General features: G+C 71.0%; 21 protein-coding genes and 1 tRNA gene. 12 read left to right on the forward strand and 10 right to left on the reverse strand.

What is annotated here, in order from left to right; genetic code table 11:
- The first annotated feature begins 111 nt into the window (after positions 1–111).
- The gene (locus tag G6O69_RS14915; RefSeq protein WP_172304171.1) at positions 112–2,130 is read left to right on the forward strand and encodes an FG-GAP repeat protein; all 2,019 of its coding nucleotides are present in this window, start codon (positions 112–114) and stop codon (positions 2,128–2,130) included.
- 124 nt (positions 2,131–2,254) lie between these two features.
- On the opposite strand, the gene meaB is transcribed toward G6O69_RS14915, so the two are convergent.
- From meaB to G6O69_RS14930, 3 genes are read right to left on the reverse strand one after another with little or no spacing between them, the layout of a single operon-like run.
- Positions 2,255–3,241, reverse strand: a complete 987-nt coding sequence (meaB, locus tag G6O69_RS14920) for a methylmalonyl Co-A mutase-associated GTPase MeaB (protein WP_172304172.1) — start codon at positions 3,239–3,241, stop codon at positions 2,255–2,257.
- Positions 3,238–5,430 (reverse strand): methylmalonyl-CoA mutase, encoded by a 2,193-nt coding sequence (gene scpA / locus G6O69_RS14925; RefSeq protein WP_172304173.1) that lies wholly within the window; start codon positions 5,428–5,430, stop codon positions 3,238–3,240. Before scpA ends, meaB begins: the two co-directional genes overlap by 4 nt.
- Positions 5,431–5,440: 10 nt before the next feature.
- On the reverse strand, positions 5,441–7,543 hold the full coding sequence (locus G6O69_RS14930; RefSeq protein WP_176396843.1) for a methylmalonyl-CoA mutase family protein: 2,103 nt from the start codon (positions 7,541–7,543) through the stop codon (positions 5,441–5,443).
- Between the two features lie 143 nt (positions 7,544–7,686).
- On the opposite strand from G6O69_RS14930, the gene map reads away from it, so the two are divergent.
- A complete protein-coding gene (gene map, locus G6O69_RS14935) occupies positions 7,687–8,490 on the forward strand; it encodes a type I methionyl aminopeptidase (RefSeq protein ID WP_172304175.1) in 804 nt (267 codons plus the stop codon).
- 476 nt (positions 8,491–8,966) lie between these two features.
- Here map and G6O69_RS14940 read toward each other — a convergent pair whose 3' ends face one another.
- Entirely contained in the window at positions 8,967–9,992 is a 1,026-nt protein-coding gene (locus G6O69_RS14940) for a hypothetical protein (RefSeq protein WP_176396844.1), read from the reverse strand.
- A 127-nt stretch (positions 9,993–10,119) separates the two neighbouring features.
- On the opposite strand from G6O69_RS14940, the gene gatC reads away from it, so the two are divergent.
- From gatC to mtnA, 4 genes are read left to right on the forward strand one after another with little or no spacing between them, the layout of a single operon-like run.
- Positions 10,120–10,449: an Asp-tRNA(Asn)/Glu-tRNA(Gln) amidotransferase subunit GatC gene (gene gatC / locus G6O69_RS14945; protein ID WP_172304177.1), complete on the forward strand. Its 330-nt coding sequence runs from the start codon at positions 10,120–10,122 to the stop codon at positions 10,447–10,449.
- Positions 10,450–10,467: 18 nt separating this feature from the next.
- Entirely contained in the window at positions 10,468–12,027 is a 1,560-nt protein-coding gene (gene gatA, locus G6O69_RS14950; RefSeq protein WP_172308237.1) for an Asp-tRNA(Asn)/Glu-tRNA(Gln) amidotransferase subunit GatA, read from the forward strand.
- Positions 12,027–13,508 (forward strand): Asp-tRNA(Asn)/Glu-tRNA(Gln) amidotransferase subunit GatB, encoded by a 1,482-nt coding sequence (gene gatB, locus G6O69_RS14955; protein WP_172304178.1) that lies wholly within the window; start codon positions 12,027–12,029, stop codon positions 13,506–13,508. Before gatA ends, gatB begins: the two co-directional genes overlap by 1 nt.
- 14 nt (positions 13,509–13,522) lie before the next feature.
- The gene (gene mtnA, locus G6O69_RS14960; RefSeq protein WP_172304179.1) at positions 13,523–14,590 is read left to right on the forward strand and encodes an S-methyl-5-thioribose-1-phosphate isomerase; all 1,068 of its coding nucleotides are present in this window, start codon (positions 13,523–13,525) and stop codon (positions 14,588–14,590) included.
- 34 nt (positions 14,591–14,624) lie between these two features.
- Here mtnA and G6O69_RS14965 read toward each other — a convergent pair whose 3' ends face one another.
- A complete protein-coding gene (locus tag G6O69_RS14965) occupies positions 14,625–14,777 on the reverse strand; it encodes a hypothetical protein (protein WP_176396845.1) in 153 nt (50 codons plus the stop codon).
- A 132-nt stretch (positions 14,778–14,909) separates the two neighbouring features.
- Here G6O69_RS14965 and G6O69_RS14970 point away from each other — a divergent pair, with 132 nt between their 5' ends.
- The 4 genes from G6O69_RS14970 to trxB all read left to right on the forward strand — a co-directional run bounded on the left by G6O69_RS14970 (position 14,910) and on the right by trxB (position 18,134).
- Positions 14,910–15,350 carry a hypothetical protein gene (locus G6O69_RS14970; protein ID WP_172304180.1) on the forward strand — a complete coding sequence of 147 codons (441 nt, stop codon included), beginning with the start codon at positions 14,910–14,912 and terminating at the stop codon, positions 15,348–15,350.
- 316 nt (positions 15,351–15,666) lie between these two features.
- Positions 15,667–16,584, forward strand: a complete 918-nt coding sequence (locus tag G6O69_RS14975) for a hypothetical protein (protein WP_172304181.1) — start codon at positions 15,667–15,669, stop codon at positions 16,582–16,584.
- A 124-nt stretch (positions 16,585–16,708) separates the two neighbouring features.
- A complete protein-coding gene (locus tag G6O69_RS14980) occupies positions 16,709–17,083 on the forward strand; it encodes a hypothetical protein (RefSeq protein ID WP_172304182.1) in 375 nt (124 codons plus the stop codon).
- 112 nt (positions 17,084–17,195) lie between these two features.
- Positions 17,196–18,134, forward strand: a complete 939-nt coding sequence (trxB, locus tag G6O69_RS14985; protein WP_172304183.1) for a thioredoxin-disulfide reductase — start codon at positions 17,196–17,198, stop codon at positions 18,132–18,134.
- 84 nt (positions 18,135–18,218) lie between these two features.
- On the opposite strand, the gene G6O69_RS14990 is transcribed toward trxB, so the two are convergent.
- On the reverse strand, positions 18,219–19,169 hold the full coding sequence (locus tag G6O69_RS14990) for a DUF808 domain-containing protein (RefSeq protein ID WP_255215782.1): 951 nt from the start codon (positions 19,167–19,169) through the stop codon (positions 18,219–18,221).
- A gap of 114 nt (positions 19,170–19,283) precedes the next feature.
- Positions 19,284–19,357 (reverse strand) — tRNA-Arg (locus tag G6O69_RS14995).
- A gap of 94 nt (positions 19,358–19,451) precedes the next feature.
- On the opposite strand from G6O69_RS14995, the gene G6O69_RS15000 reads away from it, so the two are divergent.
- Both G6O69_RS15000 and G6O69_RS15005 read left to right on the forward strand, forming a co-directional pair.
- Positions 19,452–20,270 carry a hypothetical protein gene (locus G6O69_RS15000; RefSeq protein ID WP_176396846.1) on the forward strand — a complete coding sequence of 273 codons (819 nt, stop codon included), beginning with the start codon at positions 19,452–19,454 and terminating at the stop codon, positions 20,268–20,270.
- Positions 20,267–20,887 carry a glutathione S-transferase family protein gene (locus G6O69_RS15005; protein ID WP_172304186.1) on the forward strand — a complete coding sequence of 207 codons (621 nt, stop codon included), beginning with the start codon at positions 20,267–20,269 and terminating at the stop codon, positions 20,885–20,887. Before G6O69_RS15000 ends, G6O69_RS15005 begins: the two co-directional genes overlap by 4 nt.
- A gap of 75 nt (positions 20,888–20,962) precedes the next feature.
- Here the strand turns inward: G6O69_RS15005 and G6O69_RS15010 are convergent, their stop codons facing one another.
- The 3 genes from G6O69_RS15010 to G6O69_RS15020 are packed head-to-tail and all read right to left on the reverse strand — an operon-like array spanning position 20,963 to position 22,881.
- Entirely contained in the window at positions 20,963–21,508 is a 546-nt protein-coding gene (locus G6O69_RS15010; RefSeq protein ID WP_172304187.1) for an NUDIX hydrolase, read from the reverse strand.
- On the reverse strand, positions 21,505–22,158 hold the full coding sequence (pncA, locus tag G6O69_RS15015) for a bifunctional nicotinamidase/pyrazinamidase (RefSeq protein ID WP_172304188.1): 654 nt from the start codon (positions 22,156–22,158) through the stop codon (positions 21,505–21,507). The genes G6O69_RS15010 and pncA overlap by 4 nt, the downstream gene beginning before the upstream one ends.
- 36 nt (positions 22,159–22,194) lie before the next feature.
- Positions 22,195–22,881 (reverse strand): NUDIX domain-containing protein, encoded by a 687-nt coding sequence (locus G6O69_RS15020; protein ID WP_172304189.1) that lies wholly within the window; start codon positions 22,879–22,881, stop codon positions 22,195–22,197.
- Positions 22,882–22,885: the final 4 nt, after the last annotated feature.

Consider the following 22,885-nt stretch of genomic DNA (forward strand, 5'->3'; position numbering starts at 1 on the left):
TGCGAGCGGATGGACTGGCTCCAGGCCCATCGACGCGACCCTTCGAGGCGTGCGCGGATTGGACGCGGGGACGCCATTGAGCGCGCGCGCGGGCGTGGGCCATGGTGAGACATGTCCTCTCGCTGGCGTTCGTCTTTGTCCCTGTCCTTGACCCTCTTTGGCCCGTGGTCGCTCGGCTGCGTCTACGAGCCTGGAGAGCCATGCTCGGAGGACGAGGGATCGGACAGCGAGAGTGAAGAGGATGACTCGAGCGAAGGGACGAGCGAGTCGGACTCGGGCGCCGAGACGGAGACCGACGCGGAGACGGAGACGGACTCCGAGTCCGAGACCGAGACCGAGACCGACGTCGGGTCGGAGACGGAGACGGAGACGGAATCGGACTCGGAGACCGACTGCGGGGCCGAGACGGAGACCGACACCGGCGTCGAGCCGCCCGCCGAGGCCGCGCAGCTCGAGCTCGAGATCTCGGCGATCAAGCAGTTCGAGTTCAGCTGGACGCAGGTCCCCGACGCCGACTTCTACCGCCTGCTCGGTCGCGCCCTCCCCGATGACGACTATGTGCAGCTCGGCGAGGACGTCGCCGGAGAGTCGCTCGCGCTGACCGTCCCCTTGCACCTCAGCGCGCAGGCCAGCTTCGTGCTCGAGTCTTGCAACGCGGGGGGCTGCGTGAGCGCCGAGCCGCTGGACATCGCCAGCAACCTCGCCGAGGCCGTCGGCTACTTCAAAGCGTCCAATACCCAGTCCGAGGAGTACTTTGGCGACGGGCTCGCGCTCTCGGCCGACGGCGACACCCTGGTCGTCGGCGCGCCCTGGGAGGACAGCCCGGCCACCGGGATCGACGGGGACCCCTTCGCCGACGAGGACCACGACTTCAACGCTGGCGCGGTCTACGTGTTCGTCCGCGAGGGCGGGGTGTGGTCGCAGCAGGCCTATATCAAGGCCTCGAACACCGGCCCGGACTCCTTTGGCCGCGACCTCGCGATCTCGGCTGACGGCGACACCCTGGTCGTCGGCGCGTGGAAGGAGGCCAGCGCGGCGACGGGCGTCGATGGTGACCAGTCCGACAACTCGATGGGCGCCGCGGGGGCGGCCTATGTGTTCGTCCGCGAAAATGGGGTGTGGTCGCAGCAGGCCTACATCAAGGCGGGGAACACCGACAGCTGGGATCGCTTTGGCAACGCGCTGGCCCTGTCGAGCAGCGGGGATCGCCTGGCGGTGGGCGCCTGGCAAGAAGACGGCGCGGCGACGGGGGTCGACGGGATCGCCGACAACGCGACGGCGGACTCTGGCGCGGTCTATGTCTACGAGCGCAGCGGGGGCGTGTGGTCGCAGCAGGCCTATATCAAGGCCTCGAACACCGGCGCGGGCGACAACTTTGGCTTTTGCGTCGCGCTCTCGGGCGCCGGGGATCGCCTGGCCGTGGGCGCGTGGAAGGAGGACGGCTCGGCGACCGGGAGCAACGGCGCCGACGACGACGCGGCCGCGGACGCCGGGGCCGTGTACGTGTTCGAGGACGACGGCCAGGGCTGGTCGCAGCAGGCCTACGTCAAGGCCTCGAACACCGAAGCCGGCGACTTCTTCGGCGCGTCCGTGGCGTTCTCCGCGGACGGGAGCGTGTTGGCGGTCGGCGCCATGCACGAGGACAGCGCGGCGACGGGGGTCGACGGGGATCAGAGCGACAACGCGAGCACCAACGCCGGGGCGAGCTTCGTGTTCGAGCAAGGCGGCGATGGTTGGGCGCAGGTCGCCTATCTCAAGGCCAGCAACACCAGCACCTGGGCAGGCATGGGCAACTCGATCAGCCTGTCCGCCGACGGCACGCTGCTCGTGGTCGGGGCCGTCGAGGAGAGCTACTCGGGGACGGGCGTGGACGATCCGGGGTCTTTCGGCAGCGACGCCGTGGGGGCGGCCTACCTGTTCGAGCGCCGCGAGGGCGTGTGGAGCTCGCGGGCCTACCTCAAGGCGAGCAACGCAGGCGTCTTCGATCACTTCGGCCAGGTGGTCGCGCTCTCGGGCGACGGGCAGCTGCTCGTGGTCTCGGCGAGCGAGGAGAGCAGCGCCGCGGTCGGCATCGGCGGGGACCAGAGCAACTTCGGCGCCTCCGCCTCGGGGGCGGTCTACCTCTACTGAGAGTCTGGGAATCTTTCCCGCACGACGCCATGCACGCCTGAGGACCTCGATGCCGGTGTCCCGAAGCCTCGAAATCCACCCGCTATACCTGACGACGTACGGGAAAAATTCACAGACTCCGAGCTCAGGGCCGAAAGGTGCGCAGCAGCTCGAGGGCCGCGTGGTCGGGGGTCAGCTCGCCCGCGCGGACCCTCGACTCTTGCGCGATCACGCGCTCGCGCAGCGCCGCGTCGCCGCGGAAGAGATCGAGCAGCCCCCACTCGATCGCCCGCCACATCGCCTGCACGCCCTGCTCGGCGCGCTTTTGCTGCCACTCCCCGGCCTGCTCGAGGGCCGCGCGGAAGGCCTGGATTTGCGCCCACAGCTCGGCCACGCCCAGGCCGCTGAGCCCCGAGCAGGTGACCACGGGCACGGTCCAGTGCGCGCTCTTGCGGGGCATGAGGTGCAGGGCGCGGGCGTACTCGACCCGGGCGCGGCGGGCCGCCTCCTGGTTGTCGCCGTCGGCCTTGTTGATCGCGACCATGTCGGCGAGCTCGAGGATCCCGCGCTTGATGCCCTGGAGCTCGTCGCCGGCCCCCGCGAGCATCAGGACCAAGAAGAAGTCGACCATGCCGGCGACCATGGTCTCGCTCTGGCCCACGCCCACGGTCTCGACGAGCACGACCTCGTAGCCGGCGGCCTCGCATAGCAGCATGACCTCGCGGGTCCGCCGGGCCACGCCGCCGAGGGAGCCGCGGCTGGGCGAGGGCCGCACGAAGGCCAGGGGGTCGCGGGCGAGCTCCTGCATCCGGGTCTTGTCGCCGAGGATCGAGCCGCCGCTGCGCGTGCTGCTGGGGTCGACGGCGAGCACGGCCACGCGCGTCCCCGCGGCGGTCAGCTGCTTGCCGAGGGCCTCGATGAAGGTGCTCTTGCCGACCCCGGGCACGCCGGTGATGCCCACGCGCAGGCCGGCGCCGGTGCGCGGGAGCAGGCGCTCGAGCAGGGCGCGGGCGAGGACCTGGTCGGCCGCCAGGCGGCTCTCGACCAAGGTGATCGCCCGCCCGAGGGCCGGCCGCTCGCCCGCCGAGACCCCGCGCTCGAGCTCGTCGACGCTGGGCCGGGCTCGCGTCAAAGCTGGAGCTCCAAGCTGCGGGCGAGGGCGTCGAGGACCGTGTCGGCGGCGTCGGCCAGGACCGTGCCCGGGCCGAAGATCGCGGCCACGCCCATGGCCTCGAGGGCCGGATAGTCCTGGGGCGGGACCACGCCGCCGACGACCACGAGGATGTCCTCGCGGCCGAGCTCGGCGAGCGCGGCCTTCAGCGCCGGGACCAAGGTCAGGTGGCCGGCGGCCAGGGAGCTCACGCCGATCACGTGCACGTCGTTCTCGGCGGCCTGGCGCGCGGTCTCTTCCGGGGTCTGGAAGAGCGGGCCGACGTCGACGTCGAAGCCCATGTCGGCGAAGCCGGTGGCGATCACCTTGGCCCCGCGGTCGTGGCCGTCCTGGCCCATCTTGGCGACGAGCAGGCGGGGGCGCCGGCCCTCCTGGCCCTCGAACTTGGCTGTCCGCGCGAGCACGCGCTCGACGGAGTCGTCGCCCTCGCGGCGGATCTCGCTGGAGTACACCCCCGCGATTGTACGGGTCTCGGCGCGGTGCCGACCCCAGACCTGCTCGAGGGCGTCGCTGATCTCGCCCACCGTGGCCTTGGCCCGGGCGGCGTCGACGGCCAGGGCGAGGAGGTTGCCCTCGCCGGTCTCGGCGCAGCGGCGCAGACCCGCCAAGCTCGCGTTCACGGCCGCGTCGTCGCGCTCGCGGCGGAGCTGGGCCAGGCGGGCGAGCTGAGCCTCGCGCACGGCGCTGTTGTCGACCTTGAGCACCTCGATCGGCGTCTCGTCCTCGGGGTCGAGGACGTTGCGGTTGACCCCGACGACGGTCTGCAGCCCGGCGTCGATGCGCGCCTGGGTCCGCGCCGCCGCCTCCTCGATGCGCAGCTTGGGCAGCCCGGCCTCGATCGCCTTGGCCATGCCGCCCATGTCCTCGACCTCGGCGATCAGCGCCCGGGCCTTGTTGGCGAGGTCGTGGGTCAGGCGCTCGACGAGGTAGCTGCCGCCCCAGGGATCGACGAGCTCGCAGATCCCCGTCTCCTCTTGCAGCTGGATCTGCGTGTTGCGGGCGATCCGGGCCGAGAATTCGCTGGGCAGGGCGAGGGCCTCGTCGAAGGCGTTTGTGTGCAGCGACTGGGTGTGGCCCAAGGTCGCGGCCATGGCCTCGACGCAGGTCCGCGCGACGTTGTTGAAGGGGTCGCGGGCGGTCAGCGACCACCCCGAGGTCTGCGAGTGCGTGCGCAGGGCCAGGGACTTGGGGTTTTTGGGCTCGAAGCGCCCGACGATCTCGGCCCACAGCATCCGCGCGGCCCGGAGCTTGGCGACCTCCATGAAGAAATTCATGCTGATCGCCCAGAAGAAGGAGATCCGCGGGACGAAGTCGTCGACGGCCAGCCCCGCCGAGCGTCCGGCGCGGATGTACTCGAGGCCGTCGGCCAGGGTGTAGGCGAGCTCGATGTCCGCCGTCGCTCCGGCCTCTTGCATGTGGTAGCCGGACACCGAGATCGAGTTGAAGCTCGGCATGTTCTTGGCCGTGAACTCGAAGATGTCGGCGATGATCCGCATCGATGGCGCGGGCGGATAGATATAGGTGTTCCGCACCATGAACTCTTTGAGGATGTCGTTTTGGATCGTGCCCGCGAGCTGCTCGGGCTTCACGCCCTGCTCCTCGGCGGCGACGATGTAGAGCGCCATGATCGGCAGCACCGCGCCGTTCATGGTCATCGACACGCTCATGCGATCGAGGGGGATGCGGTCGAAGAGGATCCGCATGTCGAGGATCGAGTCGATCGCCACGCCGGCCATGCCGACGTCGCCGACGACTCGGGGGTGATCGCTGTCGTAGCCGCGGTGCGTGGCCAGGTCGAAGGCGATCGACAGGCCCTTTTGCCCGGCCGCGAGGTTGCGGCGGTAAAAGGCGTTGCTGGCCTCGGCCGTGGAGAAGCCCGCGTACTGACGGATCGTCCACGGGCGCACGGCGTACATCGTGGAGTAGGGTCCGCGCAGGAAGGGGGGCAGGCCGGGCGCCGTGGACAGCTGGCCGGTGGCCGCGGGCGCGCGCAGATCTTCGGGGCCGTAGAGGGCCGCGAGCTCGAGGCCCTCGGGGGTGGTCCAGGGCGCGGGCAATTCGGGCGCAGCCGCGCCCTCGTCCGAGCCGCTCGGGGTGGGGATCGCGTCGAAGTCGAGGCTCGACCAGTCGGGGAGTTTGATCTCGCTCATGTCCTTGTCCTCAGCCTTCGGTGGTGGTGGTCGCGTCGGCGGTCACGCCGAGGGATGTCAGGGCGTGGTCGAGGGCCGCGAGCGCGTCGCAGCCGAGGTGGATGAAGGCGGGCGGCAGGGCGGGGTCGAGGCCCCAGGCCGCGAGCTCGCCCGCGGGCGGCTTGCCGGCGATCCACACCGCCTTGGCCCCGGCCGCGCGCAGGCTGGAGACCAGCGCGCCCAGGCCGTGGGCGTAGTCGCGGTCGTGGCCGCAGATCACCGCGAGGCCGAGGCCGCGCGCGGCGAGGCGCTCGCTGGCCGCGGCCGAAGGCGCGAGGCCGCTGCCCTCGCCTCCATCCTCGCCCTCACCGATCGCGAAGCCCTGCTCGTCGAGGGTCTCCACGCTCAGGCCGCCGGCCTTGAACAGGTTGGCCGCGAAGTCGAGGCGGGCCTGGTGGGCCGCGAGCTTGCCGAGGTTGATCGCCGCGACCGTGGGCCGCTGGCCGTCGTGGCTGGCCGCCCAGCTGTCACTCGCGGCGCGCAGCTGCTCGAAGGGCGCGGCCAGGCGCAGGCGCGGGAGCGGGGCCTCGATGCGCGCGTTGTCGAGGCGCGGCGCGGCGCGGTGGAGGTCCGGGCCCGCGGCCGAGGTGGTGTTCGGCCCCTGCTCGGGCGGCGGGCGATCGTCGAGGGCAGGGAAGGTGCTGACCCCGGTGATCGGGCGCTTGCGCGTGGCCGCGAGCCGGCGCAGCTGCTCGCCTTGCTCGCCGACGCGGGCCTGGAGCGCCCCGCTCTGCAGCCCCGCGACCAGCCCGCCCGCGCCCTCGATGGCGCGAAAGCGGGTCCACGCGGCCCGGGCGATGGCGTCGGTCAGCGACTCCACGGCCCAGCTCCCGCCGGCGGGGTCGATGACCCGGCCGAGGTGGGACTCCTCGCGCAGCAGCACCTGGGTGTTGATCGCCAGGCGGCGGCCCAGCGCGCTGCCGCGGCCGAGCCCCTCGCGCTGCTCGTCCTCGGGGCCGCACAGCCCGTCGAAGGCCGCCGTGGCCACCGAGTCCGCCCCGCCGATCGCCGCCGCGAAGCTGCCCGCGGTCCCGCGCAGCAGGTTCACCCACGAGCCAAAGCGGGTCTGGGTGCGCCGCGTGGGCGTCGCGTGGATCCACAGCCCCTGCTCGTCTTCGCCCAGGCCGCAGGCCGCCGCGAACTTCGACCACAGCACCCGAGCCGCGCGCAGGCTGGCGATGGCCTCGAAGGGCCGTCCGCCCACGGCCACCGTCCACGTCAGGCCCTCGGCGAGGTCGCCGGGCTCGAGACCCAGGGGCGCGCCGCGGCGCAGGATCTCGGCGCAGGTCGAGAGCGCCAGCGCCAGCGACTCGGCCTCGCCGGCCCCCGCGTTGTACCAGGGCGCCGTCGACACCCCGATCAGCCCGCGCTGCGTACCGAGCACTGCGTCCACTCCTTCGCCGAGCGCCGCCTCGAAGCCGCGCTCGATCTCGCCGGTGCGCAGCAGCGCCGACACCGGGTCGTAGATCACCCCGCCGCGCGCCGGTCCCCGAGCGGGCCCTTGCTCGTCTTCACCCTCGCTCGCGTCGCTGCGCTCGCTGTCGCTGTGCTCCCCTTCGTGCTCGTCGAGCCACAGCTCGAGGGCGTCGATGAGCTCCGGCGCCATCAGCCCGGCCTCGAAGTAGATGGGGTGCGCGAAGGGATCGATCCCCTCGAGCAGCGCGTCGAGCTGCGTGTGCGGATCGAAGACCAGCCCGTCGGGAGAGCTGCTCGGCTCACGCCCGGCCTGGAGCTCGCCATCGAGGACGAAGCGCAGCCCGTGCGCCCCAAATTGAAGATCCGCTCGACCCGCGGCGTTCGCCGCCTGCGGGTCCGCGTGGCGCAGCGTCTGCACGCTCAACCAGCCCGCGCCGACACCCGCGCCCAAGCGCGTGCGCCCGCGCAGCCGCGGGAAGCGCCCGGGCGCAGCGCCGAGCGTGAGCTCTTCTACATCCTCCGCCATCGCGAGCGGGGGCACCGCGACATCGTCGAGGGTGCGCTTGGTCAAAGACGCGAGGGGGCGTCCGCGCAGGTCTCGTTCGGCCTTTGCTTGCCATTTTGCGCGGTCTACCGGGGGGAATTTGGGCTCGCTCATAATTCGAAGGGCTCCAGCGGCGAAGTCTTCTTATCAAGAAATCCGACCCGTCCCCCAGCCCAGGTCAGGCTCGATCGGTCCGTGCTGTGAGCTGGCTCGCGCATTGGTTGACGCCCCTCTACACCTCGGTTACCAACGGATCCATGGCCATCGTCATCCACGGACCGGACGAAATCGCCAAGATGCGCGTCGCCGGTCAGGTCGCTGCGGGGACTCTGGCCTACGTGGCCAGCAAGCTGCGCGCAGGTGTGAGCACAGGGCAGATCGACGAGTGGGTCCGCGAGGACACCGCCCGCCGCGGCGCCGAGCCCAGCCAGCTCGGCTACAAGGGCTTCCCCGCCTCGGTCTGCACCAGCCGCAACGAGGTCATCTGCCACGGGATCCCCAACCCCAAGCACGTGCTCCAGCCCGGCGACATCGTCAACGTCGACATCACCTCGAACATCGACGGCTTCCACGGGGACACCTCCGCCACCTTCCAGATCGGCGAGGTCAGCGACGCGGCCAAGCACGTCACCGACGTGTGCTGGCGCTGCCTCCACGCCGGCATCGAGGTCGTCCGCCACGGCGCCCGCCTCGGTGACATCGGCGCCGCCATCCTCGAGATCGCCAACAAAGAAGACTGCGGCGTCGTCGAAGAGTTCGGCGGCCACGGCATCGGCCGCAAGATGCACATGCCCCCCCACGTCTCCCACGTCGGCAACGCCGGCCGCGGCATGCGTCTGCGCGAGGGCATGACCTTCACCATCGAGCCGATGATCACCATCGGCCACCCCCGCGTCGTCATCCTCGACGACGGCTGGACCGCCGTGACCCACGACGGCACCCCCACCGCCCAGTTCGAGCACACCGTGCTCGTCACCAAGACCGGCTACGAGCTCATGACCAAGCAGGTCGAGCCGCTGCCCCTGGTCTGCCCCGGCGAGCCCGCTGCTGCCACGGCCTGACCCCACACATCTCTTCCCCCAGCCAGAGCGCGCGGCGTCCCTCGGACCCGCGCGCTTCGTCGTTCGAATCCCGCGACCTCAGAGTCGCTCGAGCCCTACGCTCCTCGAGCCACGGAAGTTCTCGAATCGTGGATTTCCTCGAGCAGTCGAGCCCACCGAAGACTCCCAATCAAAGAAGGTGACATGATGGGGTTGAAATCCCCGACTGTCATCGGCGGCCGACCCCCCCGCAAAAGAGGCGCACAAAAGGGACAGCAGGGGACCCTCTGGGCGAGTTTTGCATACGTACCAAAACTTCGGAGCGACACCTCTCGCAACGGCCAAAAACCCTCTCGCAGCCGCCCCGTCGGAGTCCGCAAGCCTGTCTGAGCCCAGAGGGTCCCCTGCTGTCCCGTGCGCCTGCCCGCCGGGCGAGCAGCCCTCCGCAAAAGACCGAGAACACCCTCGCTCGAAAGAAGAAGCCCCCAATAGAGAACTCAAAGCCCCAGAGTCTCGAGCACCCGCAACTCCACCACGACCTCGACCTCCCCAAAACTCCCCACCCGAACCACCGAAGCATCAAAGCGACTCGCCGCCACCCGCAGCAGCTCCGCATCCACCCCCAGCCCCGCCGAAGACAGCGGCGCCAACGCCAGCGCCGCCCGCCCCGTATCCGCGACCAGACAGGTGACCTCTTCCCCCCGCGGCTCGATCAACCCGTCGTCGACCGGCGCGAAGGCCTGGAGCTGGAGCACGATGTTCCCCGGCCCCGAGATCCCCCGCCCCGGCGGCCGCCAGGCGATGTTCATGCGCCCGTCGTCGACGCTCGCCGCGACCAGCTCGAACTGCTCGGGGATCACCGCCCCGCTGCTGAACGGCTCGATCGCGCCGTCCGGCGAGCCGTCGAGGCTGATCGTCACGGGCGCGGTGCCGTCGGGATCGACCGCCAGCGAGGGCAGGCGATCATCGACGTGGACATACTCGACGCCGGTCAGCCAGGGCAGGATGTCGGGGACCAGGACCAGCGGGGCCACGAGCTCGCGGCTGCCCAGCTGGACGCGGAGGTCGCCGGCGTCGATCAGCGAGAGCTCCCGGGGCGCTCGGCCCTGGTCCTGGGCCTGCTCGAGCTCCGACTTGCTCGGCTGCGGGAGCAGGCTCTCGCTGGCCATGCACTGCCCGGGGACGAGCTGACGCCAGGGCGCGACCGGGAGGTTGGTGCGCGCGCGCACGAAGGTCTCGGACACGCCGCGATACTCCACGAAGCGCGCGCGCACCTGGAGCTGCGGCTCGGGCTCGAGCTCGTCGGGGGTCGGCTGGATGACGAGGTGGACCTGGCCGAGGTGGCCCGAGGACGGCTCGGCCGCGGCGGAGGGATCGGAGCCGATGGCCGCGGTCGACTCGGCGCTCTCGTCGGCGCAGCCCGCCGCCACGCTCACCGCCACGCTCACCGCAGGGAGGGCGGCGAGGCCGGCGAGTGCCGCGAGCCGGGGGGCGCGCGGGCGCCGATTCGGACGGCTCGGCATCACCATAGGCATAACGCGGCTCGTCCGAGGTGTCATCAAATGGACGAGAATGGGCGGCTGGTGCCAGCCTGGGGCAGCTCGACGAGGTGGGGAGAGGCCGGCCGCCGGAGCTGATACCCTCCGGGCGATGTCGACCCCGAGCGACGGCGACCAAGGGAAGTTCGTGACCGAAGCGGGCGCCTTCGTGCCGTCCCGGGCGCTGGCAGCCCTCGCTCGCCTGGCCCTCGACGAGGAGGAGTCGAGGGCTCTGGACGCCCAGCTACGCCAGATCCTCACTTATCTCCAGGGCTTGCGGGCCGTCGACGTCGAGGGCGTGCCCGAGTACCTCAGCGCCGAGCAGCCCGACTCGGCCCTGCGCGATGACGAGGTCGGCCCGATGCTGTCTTTGGAGCAGGCCGTGGCTGGGGCGCCGGCCGTCCGCGAGGGCAGCCTCTTGGTGCCGAAGTTCAAGGACTAGGAGCCCGTGGCGACATCCATGGCTGACCAAGCGATCTTGGCCGAGAGCGCCCGAGCGCTGGCTGCGAGCGTACGCAGCGGCGAGCGCTCGGCCCGTGAGATCACCGAGGCCTTCCTCGCCCGGGCCGACGCCAGCGAGGCTGCCGTGCACGCCTTTTGCCTGCGCACGCCCGAGCGCGCGCTGGCGGATGCGGACGCGGTAGACGCCGCGCGGGCAAAAGGCGAGGCCCTCGGGCCCCTCGCGGGGGTGCCCGTGGGCCTCAAGGACATCTTCGTGACCGAGGGGATCGAGACCCGCTGCGGCTCGGCGATCCTCTCGGGCTGGATCCCCCCCTACGAGGGCAGCCACGCCCGGCGCCTGCGCGAGGCTGGTGCCGTGCTCGTGGGCAAGCTCGCCATGGACGAGTTCGCGATGGGCTCGTCGAGCGAGAACACGCCCTTCGAGCCAGTGCGCAATCCCTGGGCTCTGGACTACGTCCCGGGCGGCAGCTCCGGCGGCAGCGCGGCCGCGGTCGCGGCACGCTCTTGCGCGCTGAGCCTCGGCTCGGACACGGGCGGATCGATCCGCCAGCCGGCCAGCTTCTGCGGCGTCGTCGGCCTCAAGCCGACCTACGGCCGGGTCTCGCGGCATGGGATGATCGCCTTCGCGTCGAGCCTCGACCAGGCCGGGCCGCTGGCCCGCGAGGTCGAGGACGTCGGCTTGGCGCTGCAGGTCATCGCGGGTCACGACCCCCTCGACGCGACCAGCTCGCGCGAGCCCGTCCCCGACTACCTCACCGCCGTCGACGAGGGCGCGCGCGGGGAGCTCTCGGGCCTGCGCGTGGGCGTGCCGCGATCTTTGCTGGCCAGCGAGCTCGGCCTGGGCCTGCACCCCGCGGTCGAGGAGAGCTTCGGGGGCGCGCTCGAGCGCCTGCGCGGCCTCGGGGCGACGCTCGTCGACGTCGAGCTGCCGCACTTCGAGCACGCCGTGGCCACCTACTACGTGCTGTGCACCGCCGAGGCCAGCTCCAACCTCGCGCGCTACGACGGCCTGCGCTACGGCCTGAGCCGTGACCCCGAAGGAGAGGGGAGCGATGGCGGTTTGCTCGGGCGCTACGCGGCCACGCGCCACGCGGGCTTCGGCGCCGAGGTCAAGCGCCGCATCCTCCTGGGCACCTTCGTGCTCCGGGCCGAGTCCTACGCCGACTACTACGGCCGCGCCATGAAGGTGCGCACGCTGATCGCCCGCGGCTACGCGTCGGCCTTCGCGGGCTGCGACCTGATCGCCAGCCCGGTCTCGCCGGTGCCCGGCTGGCGGCGGGGCGAGAAGCTCGACGATCCCCTGTCCATGTACCTCAGCGACGTGTTCACCATCGGCGCCAACTTGGCGGGGCTGCCGGCGATCTCGATCCCCGCGGGGATCTGCGAGCCCTACCAGGGCTGCCCGAGCCTGCCCATGGGCCTCCAGCTGCTCGCGCCGCGCTTTGGCGAGGCGAGCCTGCTGCGAACCGCCGCCGCCCACGAGGCCGCGCTCGGCTGGCGGCCGCGGACGCCAGCAGCCCTGGCGGCGCACCTCGATCCGAGCCAGGAGCCGCGCTGATGCCCGTGTCCGACTACGAGGTGGTGATCGGGCTCGAGGTCCACTGCCAGCTCGACACGCGCACCAAGATGTTCTCGGCCTGCGGCTACGAGATCGGTGCGCCGCCCAACACCCGCACCGACCCCTACACCTGGGGTCTGCCCGGGACCTTGCCCGTGCCCAACCGCGCGGCCGTGGATTACGCCCTGCGCCTGGCCGTGGCCTTGGGCTGCGAGATCCAGCCGGTGTCGCGCTGGGCTCGCAAGCACTACTTCTACCCGGACCTGCCCAAGGGCTATCAGATCACCCAGTCGGACCAGCCCTACGCCCTCGGCGGGGCCCTCGAGATCCCCGTGGACGGGGGCGGCAGCAAGCGCGTCCACCTCCAGCGCATCCACCTCGAAGAGGACGCCGGCAAGAACACCCACGACGCCAGCGACACCCACAGCCTCGTCGACTACAACCGCGCCGGCGCGCCCCTCGTCGAGATCGTCTCGCTGCCCGAGCTGCGCTCGGCGGCCGAGGCCGCGGCCTACATGCGCGAGCTTCGGACCCTGGTCCGCTACCTGGGCATCAGCCAGGCAAACATGGAAGAGGGCACGCTGCGCTGCGACGCCAACGTCTCGCTGCGCCCCGTGGGCAGCGAGGCCCTGGGCACGCGCTGCGAGATCAAGAACCTCAACTCTTTCAAGTTCCTCGAGGCGGCGATCCTCGCCGAGGTCCGCCGCCAGGTCGACCTGCTCGAGCGCGGTGAGGTCGTGGTCCAGTCGACGCTCAGCTACGACCCGAGCCGCGACCGCACCAAGGTCATGCGCAGCAAGGAGGAGGCCGCGGACTACCGCTACTTCCCCGAGCCCGACATGCCGCCGCTCCAGATCGACGCGGCGTGGATCGCCGAGGTCCGCGCGAACCTGCCCGAGCTGCCCTGGGAACGCTACAGGCGCTTTTTGGGCCTCGGCCTGTCGGACTATGACGCGGGGGTGCTGTGCGCCGAGCGGGAGCTCGGCGACTACTTCGACCAGGCCTTCGCCCGGGCGAGGGGGATCGCCAACGAGGGCGACGAGCCGGCCCCCGCCGCCAAGCCGCTGTGCAACTGGATCACCCAGGAGCTGCTCGCGCTGCTCAACGCCGAGGGCCTGAGCATCGCCAGCTGCCCGGTGAGCCCCGAGGCCCTCGCCGAGATCGTCGACCTGATCAGCACCCAGACGATCTCGGGCCGCGCGGCCAAGGCCGTGCTCGCCACGGTCTTCGAAGAGGGCCTGCCCCCCGTGGAGATCGTCGAGCGCGACGGTCACCGCCAGGTCTCGGACCTCGGGGCGATCATCGCCATGGTCCGCGAGGTCATGGACGAGCACCCCGCCCAGCTCGAGCAGCTGCTCGCCGGCAAGGACAAGGTCCGCGGCTTCTTCGTCGGCCAGGTCATGCGCCGCTCCAGCGGCCAGGCCAACCCGCAGCTGGTCCAGCAGGCCATCGATCATCTCCTGGGCGAGCGCGCCCAATAGCCCGCACGAGTGCCATGAACGCCAGCGATCCCTCCCTCGACCCCTCCGCTTACCAGGGCCTGCGCCCCGTGCAATTCAGCGCCGACGCCCGCAAGCTGCGGCTGCTCGATCAGCGCGCCTTGCCGGGGGAGACCCGCTGGCTCGAGCTCGATCGCCTCGAGGACATCGCCGAGGCGATCGAGACCCTCGCGGTCCGCGGCGCCCCGGCGATCGGCTGCGCGGCGGCCCTGGGCCTGGCGGTCCTGGCCGAGGGCTTCGCCGACGCGCGCGACGCCTTCGCGGCCGACTTCGAAGCCGCGGCCGCCCGCCTGGCGGCGACCCGGCCGACCGCGGTCAACCTCTTCGTGGCGATCACCGAGCAGCGCGACGCCCTCGCGGCCGCGCAGGTCCGGGGCGGGGACGCGAGCTCGTGGCGCGCGACCTTGCGGACCCGGGCCCAGGCCCACGTCGACGTCGACCTCGGCGCGTGCCTGCGCATGGGCGCCAAGGGTGCCGGGCTGCTCCCCGCCGGCGGCGTGCTCACCCACTGCAACACCGGCGCGCTGGCGACCTCGGGCCACGGCACGGCCCTGGGGGTGATCCGCAGCGCCTGGGCCAGGGGGACCGCGCTTCATGTGTTCGTCGACGAGACCCGCCCGCTGCTCCAGGGCTCGCGGCTGACCGCCTGGGAGCTGGTCGAGGAGGGCGTGCCCTGCTCGCTGATCTGCGACGACATGGCCGGTGCGCTCATGGCCCGCGGCGAGATCCAGGCGGCGATCGTCGGCGCCGACCGGATCGCCGCCAACGGCGACACCGCCAACAAGATCGGCACCTACACCGTGGCCGTGCTGTGCAAGCACCACGGGATCCCTTTTTACGTCGCGGCGCCCTGGACGACCGTGGACCTGAGCCTGAGCTCGGGGGCGCAGATCCCCATCGAGGAGCGCGGCGCCGACGAGGTCCGCATGCACGGCGGCGCGCTGCGGGCCCCGGCCACGGTGCCCGTGCGCAACCCGGCCTTCGACGTGACGCCGGCGGGGTTGATCACCAAGATCATCACCGAGCGGGGCGTGTTCGCGCCGGGCGAGCTCGGCGAGGTGTGAGCGGACCGGCCGAGGCCGGGCGCGAGCGCCCACCCTAGGAGCCCGTGGTGAAACCCAACACGACACCTGGCTTGGTCTTTTCGCCGAAGGCTTTGTCGCCAAAACTTGCAGTACGCCCGGTACAGCGGCGTTTTGGCTTCGCGCCCTCGACAAAAATCCCGGCGCCAGGAGCCGCGCTGGGTTTCACCACGGGCTCCTAGCCTCCGCCAACCCCACATCTGGCTCGAGCACCCGGCGTGTCTTCGACTACTTCGCACAGCGTGACAAGGGCCGCGGGCACGTGGCGCTCGAGCGGGTGAGGTACTAGCTTGGTGAGGGTATGATGCGCACCAAGCTCTGGCTCACCCTGCTCTCGCTATCTTCCCTGCTCGCTTGCGAGGGCGTCGAGGAGGTCTCCCTCGAGGACGTCGGCGGATTGTGTGTTTGGGGTGCGGACGACGGCGGGACCTACGTCGAAGACGAGAGCGTCGAGCTCCGGGTCTTGATGGTCGAGTGCCTCGAGTGTGGCGCGTCGGAGGTCACGACGACCTGCAGCGTCGACCAGGAGGGCACGACGCTGCACGTCCACGCGACGGCCGACTACACCATCGATCAGAGCGTCGAGACCTGCCTGACGGTGTGCGAGACCGTGTTCGTCAGCTGCGAGTCCGAGCCCCTCGCCGCGGGGACCTACACCCTCGAGTACGGCGGTGAGTCGACGAGCTTCGAGGTGCCCTCGGCCGGCGAGATGGCGACCCTCGACGGGGGCTGTTCAATCTGAGGCTCGGTCGCTTCGGGACCCGCCGGCGCCGATCGTGCGCCGCACGATGAGCTCGAGACCCTCGGCATGTTCCGACATCTTCTGCTGCGCCAAGCCGGTCGTCTCACGCGACCGCAGGGGCGCTTGGGCCTGTCCACCGCGGCCAGCGGTGCCGTGCGCGAGGCGTTCGAACATGTGTCCGATGCAGTGTGCCTCGTGACAGCTCGAGCCCCGAGCGGGCGCGGTGTGCCCCTGTGTTCTCTCACGCTCTCCTCGCGCAGACCGGCAGTTCACCGCGGGCAGCGGAACTCCGCGAACTCTGAGTTATCCTCCCCCCGTGGACGACCTCGAGCGCTTCCTCGACCTGGTCCGCCGAGAGCTCGGCAGTGACGACGCGCGCTTCGAACTCGGCGGGCGCGAGCCCAGCGGCGACGACCGCGTGTGGGCCTCGGTGCCGCACAGCCAGGCTCAGGGCGGGGCCCAGGGTTGGCGGGCGGTGGCGGTCTTCGACGCGGCGCAGACCGAGGAGGCCCTGGCCGAGCACGCCGCCAAGCTCGACGGGCTGGTCCACTCCTTCGTGGGGATCGTCGACCGCCTCGCGCACTCGGGCCCGCGCGGGCGCGTGAGCGTGGCCTCGCAGGAGGTCGACGACGCCCTGGGCGTGCTCGCCGAGCGGGCCAAGGCCCTGCGCGCGGTGGTCATCGACGAGGACTCGCCCGTGCTCTGGGGCAGCTCCGAGGTCCCGCGCGGACCCGAGGACGTGGAGGAGGCGATGTGGATCGGCGAGCTGGCCGAGAGCGCGGCGCAGTACTCGGGCCCGGCGGGCGAGGACGGGCTGGATCTCGTCGCGCTGATCGACCTCGACAAGGCGGCGCGGCGCGAGGCCCTGGCCGCGGTCGAGCCCCGCAAGCTCCGCGAGCGGCTGCTCCGCAAGCTCCCCGTGGTCCGCGAGCTCGGCGGCCAGCGCGACGCCGAGGCCTGGCGCACGCACTTCTTGACCTGCCGGGCGATCGCCGCGGTCCGCCGGGCCCCCGAGCGCCACGAGGAGGTCCAGGACGGCCTCGGCTGGCTGGCGCGGGACTTCGGCGGCATCTACCACGTGATCTTGGTCTACGACGGGCTGTTCTCGGAGATCGGCGCGGCCGGTGTCATGCAGCGCGCGCTCCCGGCCATCGAGAACCTCGTGCTCTCGCTGCCGCCCATCGACCCCACGCCCAAGGGCGCGCGGGTGCTGCAATTTCGCCCGCGCGGCTGAGGGTTCGCTCGTGGGGCTGAGCGCTCCTGCGTTCGCGTTCGCGCCCGCCGAGCGCTCCCCCTGCGCGGGGAGGGCCCGCTCGGCCGGCGCGCTCGCCCCTTGCGTGTCCCTAGACTGCTCGCCGATGGCACAATTGAGCGAAGCAGAGATCAAGGCGCAGGCCGAGAAGATCATGGCCCAGTTCGATGACGGCTGGCAGTGGACCGACCTGTTCGTGATCGTCCCGACGGTCATGGAGCTCGTCGAGGACGCGACCCAGATGAACGGCGCCGAGAAGCAGGCCGCGGTCGAGGGGGTCTGTGACTACGTGATCGACAACACCGACATCCCCTGGCTGCCCGACAACCTCATCGACCCGATCCTCAAAGAGGGCGTGCGCAAGCTGATCCCGGTGATCGTCGACGCGACGAAGGGGAAATTCGGCGTCAACAAGTCGGTCAACGCCGGCCGCGCAGTCGCGGGCGCGGCGCTCGAGGCCGCAGGCAGCAGCGAGGGCTGAGCGCGGGCCTGCGCGGATCTGGTTGGGTCTGGGCGAGCCTGGGCGGATCGGGGCTCCCCCTCTCCTTGGGGGACTCGACGATCCGCCAGCGCGCTCTTATGCTCAGCGACCCATGAGCGAGCCCATCCACCGCAAGATCATCATCCTCGGCTCCGGCCCCGCCGGCTACACGGCGGCGATCTACACGGCGCGGGCCAACCTCGCGCCGCTGGTGATCACCGGCAACGAGCCCGGCGGCCAGCTCATGACGACCACCGACGTCGAGAACTACCCCGGCTACCCCAAGGGCGTGACCGGGCCCGACATGATGGAGGAGCTGCGCGAGCAGGCCGAGCGCTTCGGCACCGAGATCCACTACGACATGGGCGTCAAGGTCGATCTCTCCTCGCGGCCCTTCTCCATCGAGGTCGACGGCGGCGAGACCTTCACCTGCGACGCGCTGATCATCTCGACGGGCGCGAGCGCCCGGTACCTCGGCCTGCCCAGCGAGCAGCGCCTGCGCAACAAGGGCGTGACCGCCTGCGCCACCTGTGACGGCCACTTCTACGCCGACCAGGCCGTGGCCGTGGTCGGCGGCGGCGACACGGCGATGGAGGAGGCCCAGTACCTCACGCGGATGTGCAAGGAGGTCCACCTGATCCACCGCCGCGATGAGTTCCGCGCCAGCAAGATCATGCAAAAGCGGACGCTCGAGAACCCCAAGATCAAGGTCCACTGGAACAGCGTGGTCGCCGAGGTCCTCGGCGAGGAGCAGGTCGAGGGCGTGCGCCTCGAGAGCACCGTGGGCGCGGCCAGCGAGGACGTCGCGGTCACCGGCTTCTTCCTGGCCATCGGCCACACGCCGAACTCCAAGATCTTCGAGGGCCAGCTCGACATGGACGAGGCCGGCTACCTGAAGGTCGAGCCCGGGAGCACGCGGACCAAGGTCCCGGGCGTGTTCGCGGCCGGCGACGTCGCCGACCACGTCTACCGCCAGGCGGTGACCGCGGCCGGCACGGGCTGCATGGCGGCCATCGACGCCGAGCGCTGGCTGACCGAGCAAGAGGGCTGAGCCGCCCGCCTCCGCGAACAAAAAACACGCCGGCGCCTCGAGGGGCCGGCGTGTTTTTTTGTCTGATTTGGGTGGGGTCTGGGCTCAGTCGCCGCGACCGCGGAGCTTGGCGACGAGCTTCTCGATCCCAGTGAACACGGCCACGAGCACGGCGCCCGCGGCGATGCCGATGCCGGCGTTGGCGAGCTGAGGGATCAGCCAGCCGAGCGCCGGGTGGACGCCCATGGCCCACTCGCCGGCGTGCTCGACGGCGTGGTGGAGCACCTCGATGGCGTGGACGACGATGCCGCCGCCGACCAGGAACATGGCGGCCGTGCCGGCGATCGAGAGGAACTTCATCAGCCAGGGCGCGGCGCGCAGCAAGAACTCGCCAAAGGCCTTGGCCCCGCCCTCGCGCTTGGACAGGTAGAGCCCGGCGTCGTCGATCTTCACGATCCCCGCGACGAGGCCGTAGACGCCGGCGGTCATCAGCACGGCGATGCCGGCGAGCACGGTCAGGCGCATGCCGAAGGGCTCGTCGGCGACGGTGCCCAAGGTGATCACGATGATCTCGGCCGAGAGGATGAAGTCGGTCCGGATCGCGCCTTTGACCTTGTCTTTTTCGAACGCGGCGAGGTCGACCTCGCCGGCTTGGGCGGCCTCGCTGAGCGCCCTGGCCTGCTCGCCGCGCTCGTCCGCGCTGTGCAGCAGCTTGTGGGCCAGCTTCTCGACGCCCTCGAAGCACAAGAACAGGCCGCCGAGCATGAGCAGGGGGGTGATGCCCCAGGGCGCGAAGGCGCTGATCCCCAGGGCGGCGGGCACGAGGATCGCCTTGTTGAGCAGCGAGCCCTTGGCCACGGCCCAGACCACGGGGAGCTCGCGCTTGGGCTCGACCCCGGTGACCTGCTGAGCGTTGAGGGCGAGGTCATCGCCGAGCACGCCGGCGGTCTGCTTGGTCGCCGTCTTGGTCAGCAGGGCGACGTCGTCGAGGACCGAGGTGATGTCGTCGAGGAGGGTGAGCAGGCTGGAGGGCATGGGGCGAGCTCGCGTCGCCATGGTAGCGGAGCGGCGCCGCCGGGCCAGCAACCTGCGCGTGGGGCCGACTGCGCCGCATCTGAGGAGGTGCTGCGGCGAGGGCCTCGGGGCTGTGGCCCAGAGATGAACGATGAGCGCGCCCGGCTGGACTCGAACCAACGACACCCAGGTTCGAAGCCTGGTGCTCTATCCGACTGAGCTACGAGCGCGTGCGAAGCTTTTACCACGGGCGGATCTCGGGGTCGACGCCCGCGGAGGGAGGCGGCGCAAATCCCGAGAAATCTCGCTGGGCTTGCCCCCTTCGTGCCTGGCGGCTTACACCTGCGGGCGATGGACTGGTCTCGGCCGCTCTCTTCGTCCCTTCTCCTGGTCCCCCTGGCCGTGCTCCTCGTGACGGGCTGCGAGCGCGGCGGGCAGCTCGTCCCCGACGCCTGGGTCGACGCGCCGGCGCCCACCCACACGCCGCGGCCGCTGCCCGAGCCGAGCTGGGACGCCCAGAGCCCCGGCTCCGACGGCAGCCTGCTCGCCAGCTACGCCGACCGCAGCCCCAACAAGCAAGAGGAGGTCGAGCGCTGGCAGCTGCCCTGGCAGTCGCGGGCGGCGATCGCCGAGCTGCTGATCGTCGCGGCCGACGACGACCCGGCGGGCATGGGGCGGATCCTGTCGAGCAACGCGCGCTGGGGCCTGCCGGATCGCCGGCAATTTCAGTCGCGCCCGGTCTTCACCAAGGACGATCCCCTGGGCATCGAGTTCCTCTCGGCCCTGCGCACGTCGGCCTCGCGCTTCAAGAAGCGGGCGAAGTTCATCCTCGAGCCGCTCCCGGGCTTCGAGATGTTCGCGGCCTCCGGCGCCGAGCCGGTCTGGGCGTCCTACTTCTCCGATGACGGCCAGGACGTGCTCGCCTTCCGCATGATCGTGGAGGGCGGCCAGCTGAAGATCGACTACGTCGGCCTCTTCGTCGAGCGTCCGCGGGGCATGCTGCGGGTCTCCTCGGAGATCGCCGGCGACCCGCCGCCGACGATCCCGCTGGTCAAGGCCGAGGTCTCGCTCGCGCCGCCCAAGTCCAAGTCCAAGTCCACACCCGAGCCGTCGGAGCAGACCGACGAGGAGACCGAAGGATGAAGCTCTACCAACACCCCGCCTCGCAAAACGCCCGCAAGATCGCGGCGCTCATCGCCCACACCGGCCTCGAGGTCGAATTCGAATTCGTCGACCTGACCAAGGGCGAGCAGCAAAAGCCGGAGTTCCTGGCGCTCAACCCCAACGGCAAGATCCCCGTGCTCGTCGACGGCGACTTCACGCTGTGGGAGAGCAACGCGATCATGGCCTACCTCGCCGACAAGTCCGGCGACACCACGCTGTGGCCCGAGGGCCAGGCGCGCTACGACGTGATGCGCTGGCTGACCTGGGACACCGCGCACTGGAGCCCCACGGTCAACACCTTCGTGTTCGAGAACATGTTCAAGGTCTACCTCGGCGGCGGGGAGCCCAGCGCGGCGCGCCTGGGCCAGGCGACCAAGGACCTCGGCCGCCACGGCAAGGTCCTCGACGACCAGCTGGCCGCGCGGCCCTTCGTGACTGGCGACGACCTGACGATCGCCGATCTGGTGCTCGCGGCGCCGCTGGGCTACGCGGTCCCGGCCAAGGTCCCGCTGGAGGACTTCGCCAACATCCGCGCGTGGATGGGCCGGATCGCCGAGCTGCCGGCCTGGCAAAAGACCGAGCCCAAGCTGGGCTGAGCTGGACGAGCCGTGGACGAGGAGCGAGCCGGGGCAGTCCTCGGCTCGCTCCTTTGTTCGCTGAGGGTCGAATCCTCAGCGTCGAGCCCAGTAGAGCGCCGACCAGACCTTGAGATCCACGACCAGGCCCTCGGCCTGCTTGCTGGCGAGCCAGGCCGGGACCTCGTCGAGGGCCACGAGGTGCACGGTGATGTCCTCGTCCTCGTCGCCGCCGCCCTCGCCGACGCGGCGCAGCTCGTGGGCGCGAAAGAGGATCAGCTGCTCGTCGCTGAGCCCGGGGCTGGTCGAGCCCTGGGTCAGCCGCTCGATGCGGGCGGCGGTGAAGCCGGTCTCCTCCTCGAGCTCGCGCAAGGCGGCGACCTCGGGGGCCTCGTCCTCCTCGCCGGCGATGTCGCCGATCAGCCCGGCGGGCAGCTCGATGGTCCGGCCGCCCACGGGCGGGCGCGGCTGCTCGATGAGCACGAGCTCACCGGCCTCGGTCAGCGCGACGATCAGCGCCGCCGTCTGACCCACGGTGCGCTGGGCGAACTCCCAGCGACCGCGCCGCATCAGCTTGATCCACTTTCCTTCGGCGATCGGCTCGGCCTCGAGAAATTCTGCGCCCTCATGCTTGCCGCTCATGGTTGTTGAGCCTCGCGCAGCACGGCCGCGCTGTCGACCACTTCGCCGCCAGCCTCGCGGATGGCCGCGAGCGCGCGAGCGTCGTCGCCTGGCTGGAGGTTCACGGCACGGGTCGCGTCGGCGATCACGGTCGTCGAGAAGCCCAGGCTCAGGGCGTCGAGGGCCGTGAACTTCACGCAATAGTCCTGGGCCAGGCCGCAGACCTCGACGGCCGTGACGCCGCGCTCGCGCAGCCACGACTCGAGGCCGGTGGCGCTGCGCCTGGCGTTGTCGAAGAAGGCGCTGTAGCTGTCGACCTCGGGGTCGCGGCCCTTTTGAAACACGGCCTCGGGCTCGCACGCGAGCAGCGGGGGGATCAGCGCGGCGCCGGGGCTGCCGGCCACGCAGTGCACCGGCCACAGGACCTGCTCGAGGCCGTCGAGCTCGATGAACTCGCCGGGGCTCCGCCCTGGGTGGTTGGCCGCGAAGCTGCCGTGATCGGCGGGGTGCCAGTCCTGACTGGCGACCACGTGGGCGTAGCGGGGCGAGCGGGCGAGGGCGAGGATCGGGGGGATCACGGCGTCGCCCTCGGGCACGGCCAGCGGTCCGCCGGGCAGGAAGTCCGGCTGGAGGTCGATGATCAGCAGCGCGCGCTTGGTTGGGGTGTTCATGGTGTGCTCCTGGTGTGTGGAGAAAAATCGTGCGCGTCAGATCTCGAAGGAGAAGCCCTGCTTGGCCAGCTTGCGGTAGCGGCGGTCGTCGAACTTGTAGAGCCGCGCCGCCCGATGGGCGACGTCCTTCTCGACCTCGTCGAGGGCGACGAGCAGGTCCATGCCGAGGATCTTCTTGCGGAAGTTTCGCTTGTCGAGGGGGCGCTCGAGGATGACCTCGTACATGCGCTGGAGCTGGGTCAAGGTGAACTTGCGCGGGAGCAGCTCGAAGCCCAGGGGTTGATAGCGGACCTTGTTGCGCAGGCGCTGGCGGGCGGTCTCGAAGATCTCGGCGTGGTCGAAGGCCAGCTCGGGCAGATCGCTGACCGCGAACCAGGCCGCGTCGGTGGCGTCCGTGGCCGCGCGGACCTTGTGATCCGAGAGCTTGACCAGGGCGTAGTAGGCGACGGTGACGACGCGCTCGCGGGGGTCTCGGTCGACGTCGCCGAAGGTGTAGAGCTGCTCGAAGAACACGCGCTCGAGGCCGGTCTCTTCGTTGAGCTCGCGCAGCGCCGCCTGCTCGAGGGTCTCGTCGAGGTGGACGAAGCCGCCGGGCAGGGCCCACTGACCGGCGAAGGGCTCGATGCCGCGGCGGATCAGCAGGACCTGGAGCTCGTCGTCGAGACCAAAGACCACGCAGTCGACGCTCAGGGCGGGGCGGGGGTGCTCGTAGCTGACGGTCATGACG

The sequence above is a fragment of the Pseudenhygromyxa sp. WMMC2535 genome, from assembly GCF_011083025.2.

Coding starts and splice junctions, on each gene's coding strand:
- G6O69_RS14915 (WP_172304171.1), top strand. CDS start 112: ATGTCCTCTCGCTGGCGTTCGTCTTTGTCCCTGTCCTTGACCCTCTTT.
- scpA (WP_172304173.1), bottom strand. CDS start 5,430: ATGAGCGAGATCAAACTCCCCGACTGGTCGAGCCTCGACTTCGACGCG.
- G6O69_RS14930 (WP_176396843.1), bottom strand. CDS start 7,543: ATGAGCGAGCCCAAATTCCCCCCGGTAGACCGCGCAAAATGGCAAGCA.
- map (WP_172304175.1), top strand. CDS start 7,687: ATGGCCATCGTCATCCACGGACCGGACGAAATCGCCAAGATGCGCGTC.
- G6O69_RS14940 (WP_176396844.1), bottom strand. CDS start 9,992: ATGCCGAGCCGTCCGAATCGGCGCCCGCGCGCCCCCCGGCTCGCGGCA.
- gatC (WP_172304177.1), top strand. CDS start 10,120: ATGTCGACCCCGAGCGACGGCGACCAAGGGAAGTTCGTGACCGAAGCG.
- gatA (WP_172308237.1), top strand. CDS start 10,468: ATGGCTGACCAAGCGATCTTGGCCGAGAGCGCCCGAGCGCTGGCTGCG.
- gatB (WP_172304178.1), top strand. CDS start 12,027: ATGCCCGTGTCCGACTACGAGGTGGTGATCGGGCTCGAGGTCCACTGC.
- mtnA (WP_172304179.1), top strand. CDS start 13,523: ATGAACGCCAGCGATCCCTCCCTCGACCCCTCCGCTTACCAGGGCCTG.
- G6O69_RS14970 (WP_172304180.1), top strand. CDS start 14,910: ATGATGCGCACCAAGCTCTGGCTCACCCTGCTCTCGCTATCTTCCCTG.
- G6O69_RS14980 (WP_172304182.1), top strand. CDS start 16,709: ATGGCACAATTGAGCGAAGCAGAGATCAAGGCGCAGGCCGAGAAGATC.
- trxB (WP_172304183.1), top strand. CDS start 17,196: ATGAGCGAGCCCATCCACCGCAAGATCATCATCCTCGGCTCCGGCCCC.
- G6O69_RS14990 (WP_255215782.1), bottom strand. CDS start 19,169: ATGGCGACGCGAGCTCGCCCCATGCCCTCCAGCCTGCTCACCCTCCTC.
- G6O69_RS15005 (WP_172304186.1), top strand. CDS start 20,267: ATGAAGCTCTACCAACACCCCGCCTCGCAAAACGCCCGCAAGATCGCG.
- G6O69_RS15010 (WP_172304187.1), bottom strand. CDS start 21,508: ATGAGCGGCAAGCATGAGGGCGCAGAATTTCTCGAGGCCGAGCCGATC.
- pncA (WP_172304188.1), bottom strand. CDS start 22,158: ATGAACACCCCAACCAAGCGCGCGCTGCTGATCATCGACCTCCAGCCG.
- G6O69_RS15020 (WP_172304189.1), bottom strand. CDS start 22,881: ATGACCGTCAGCTACGAGCACCCCCGCCCCGCCCTGAGCGTCGACTGC.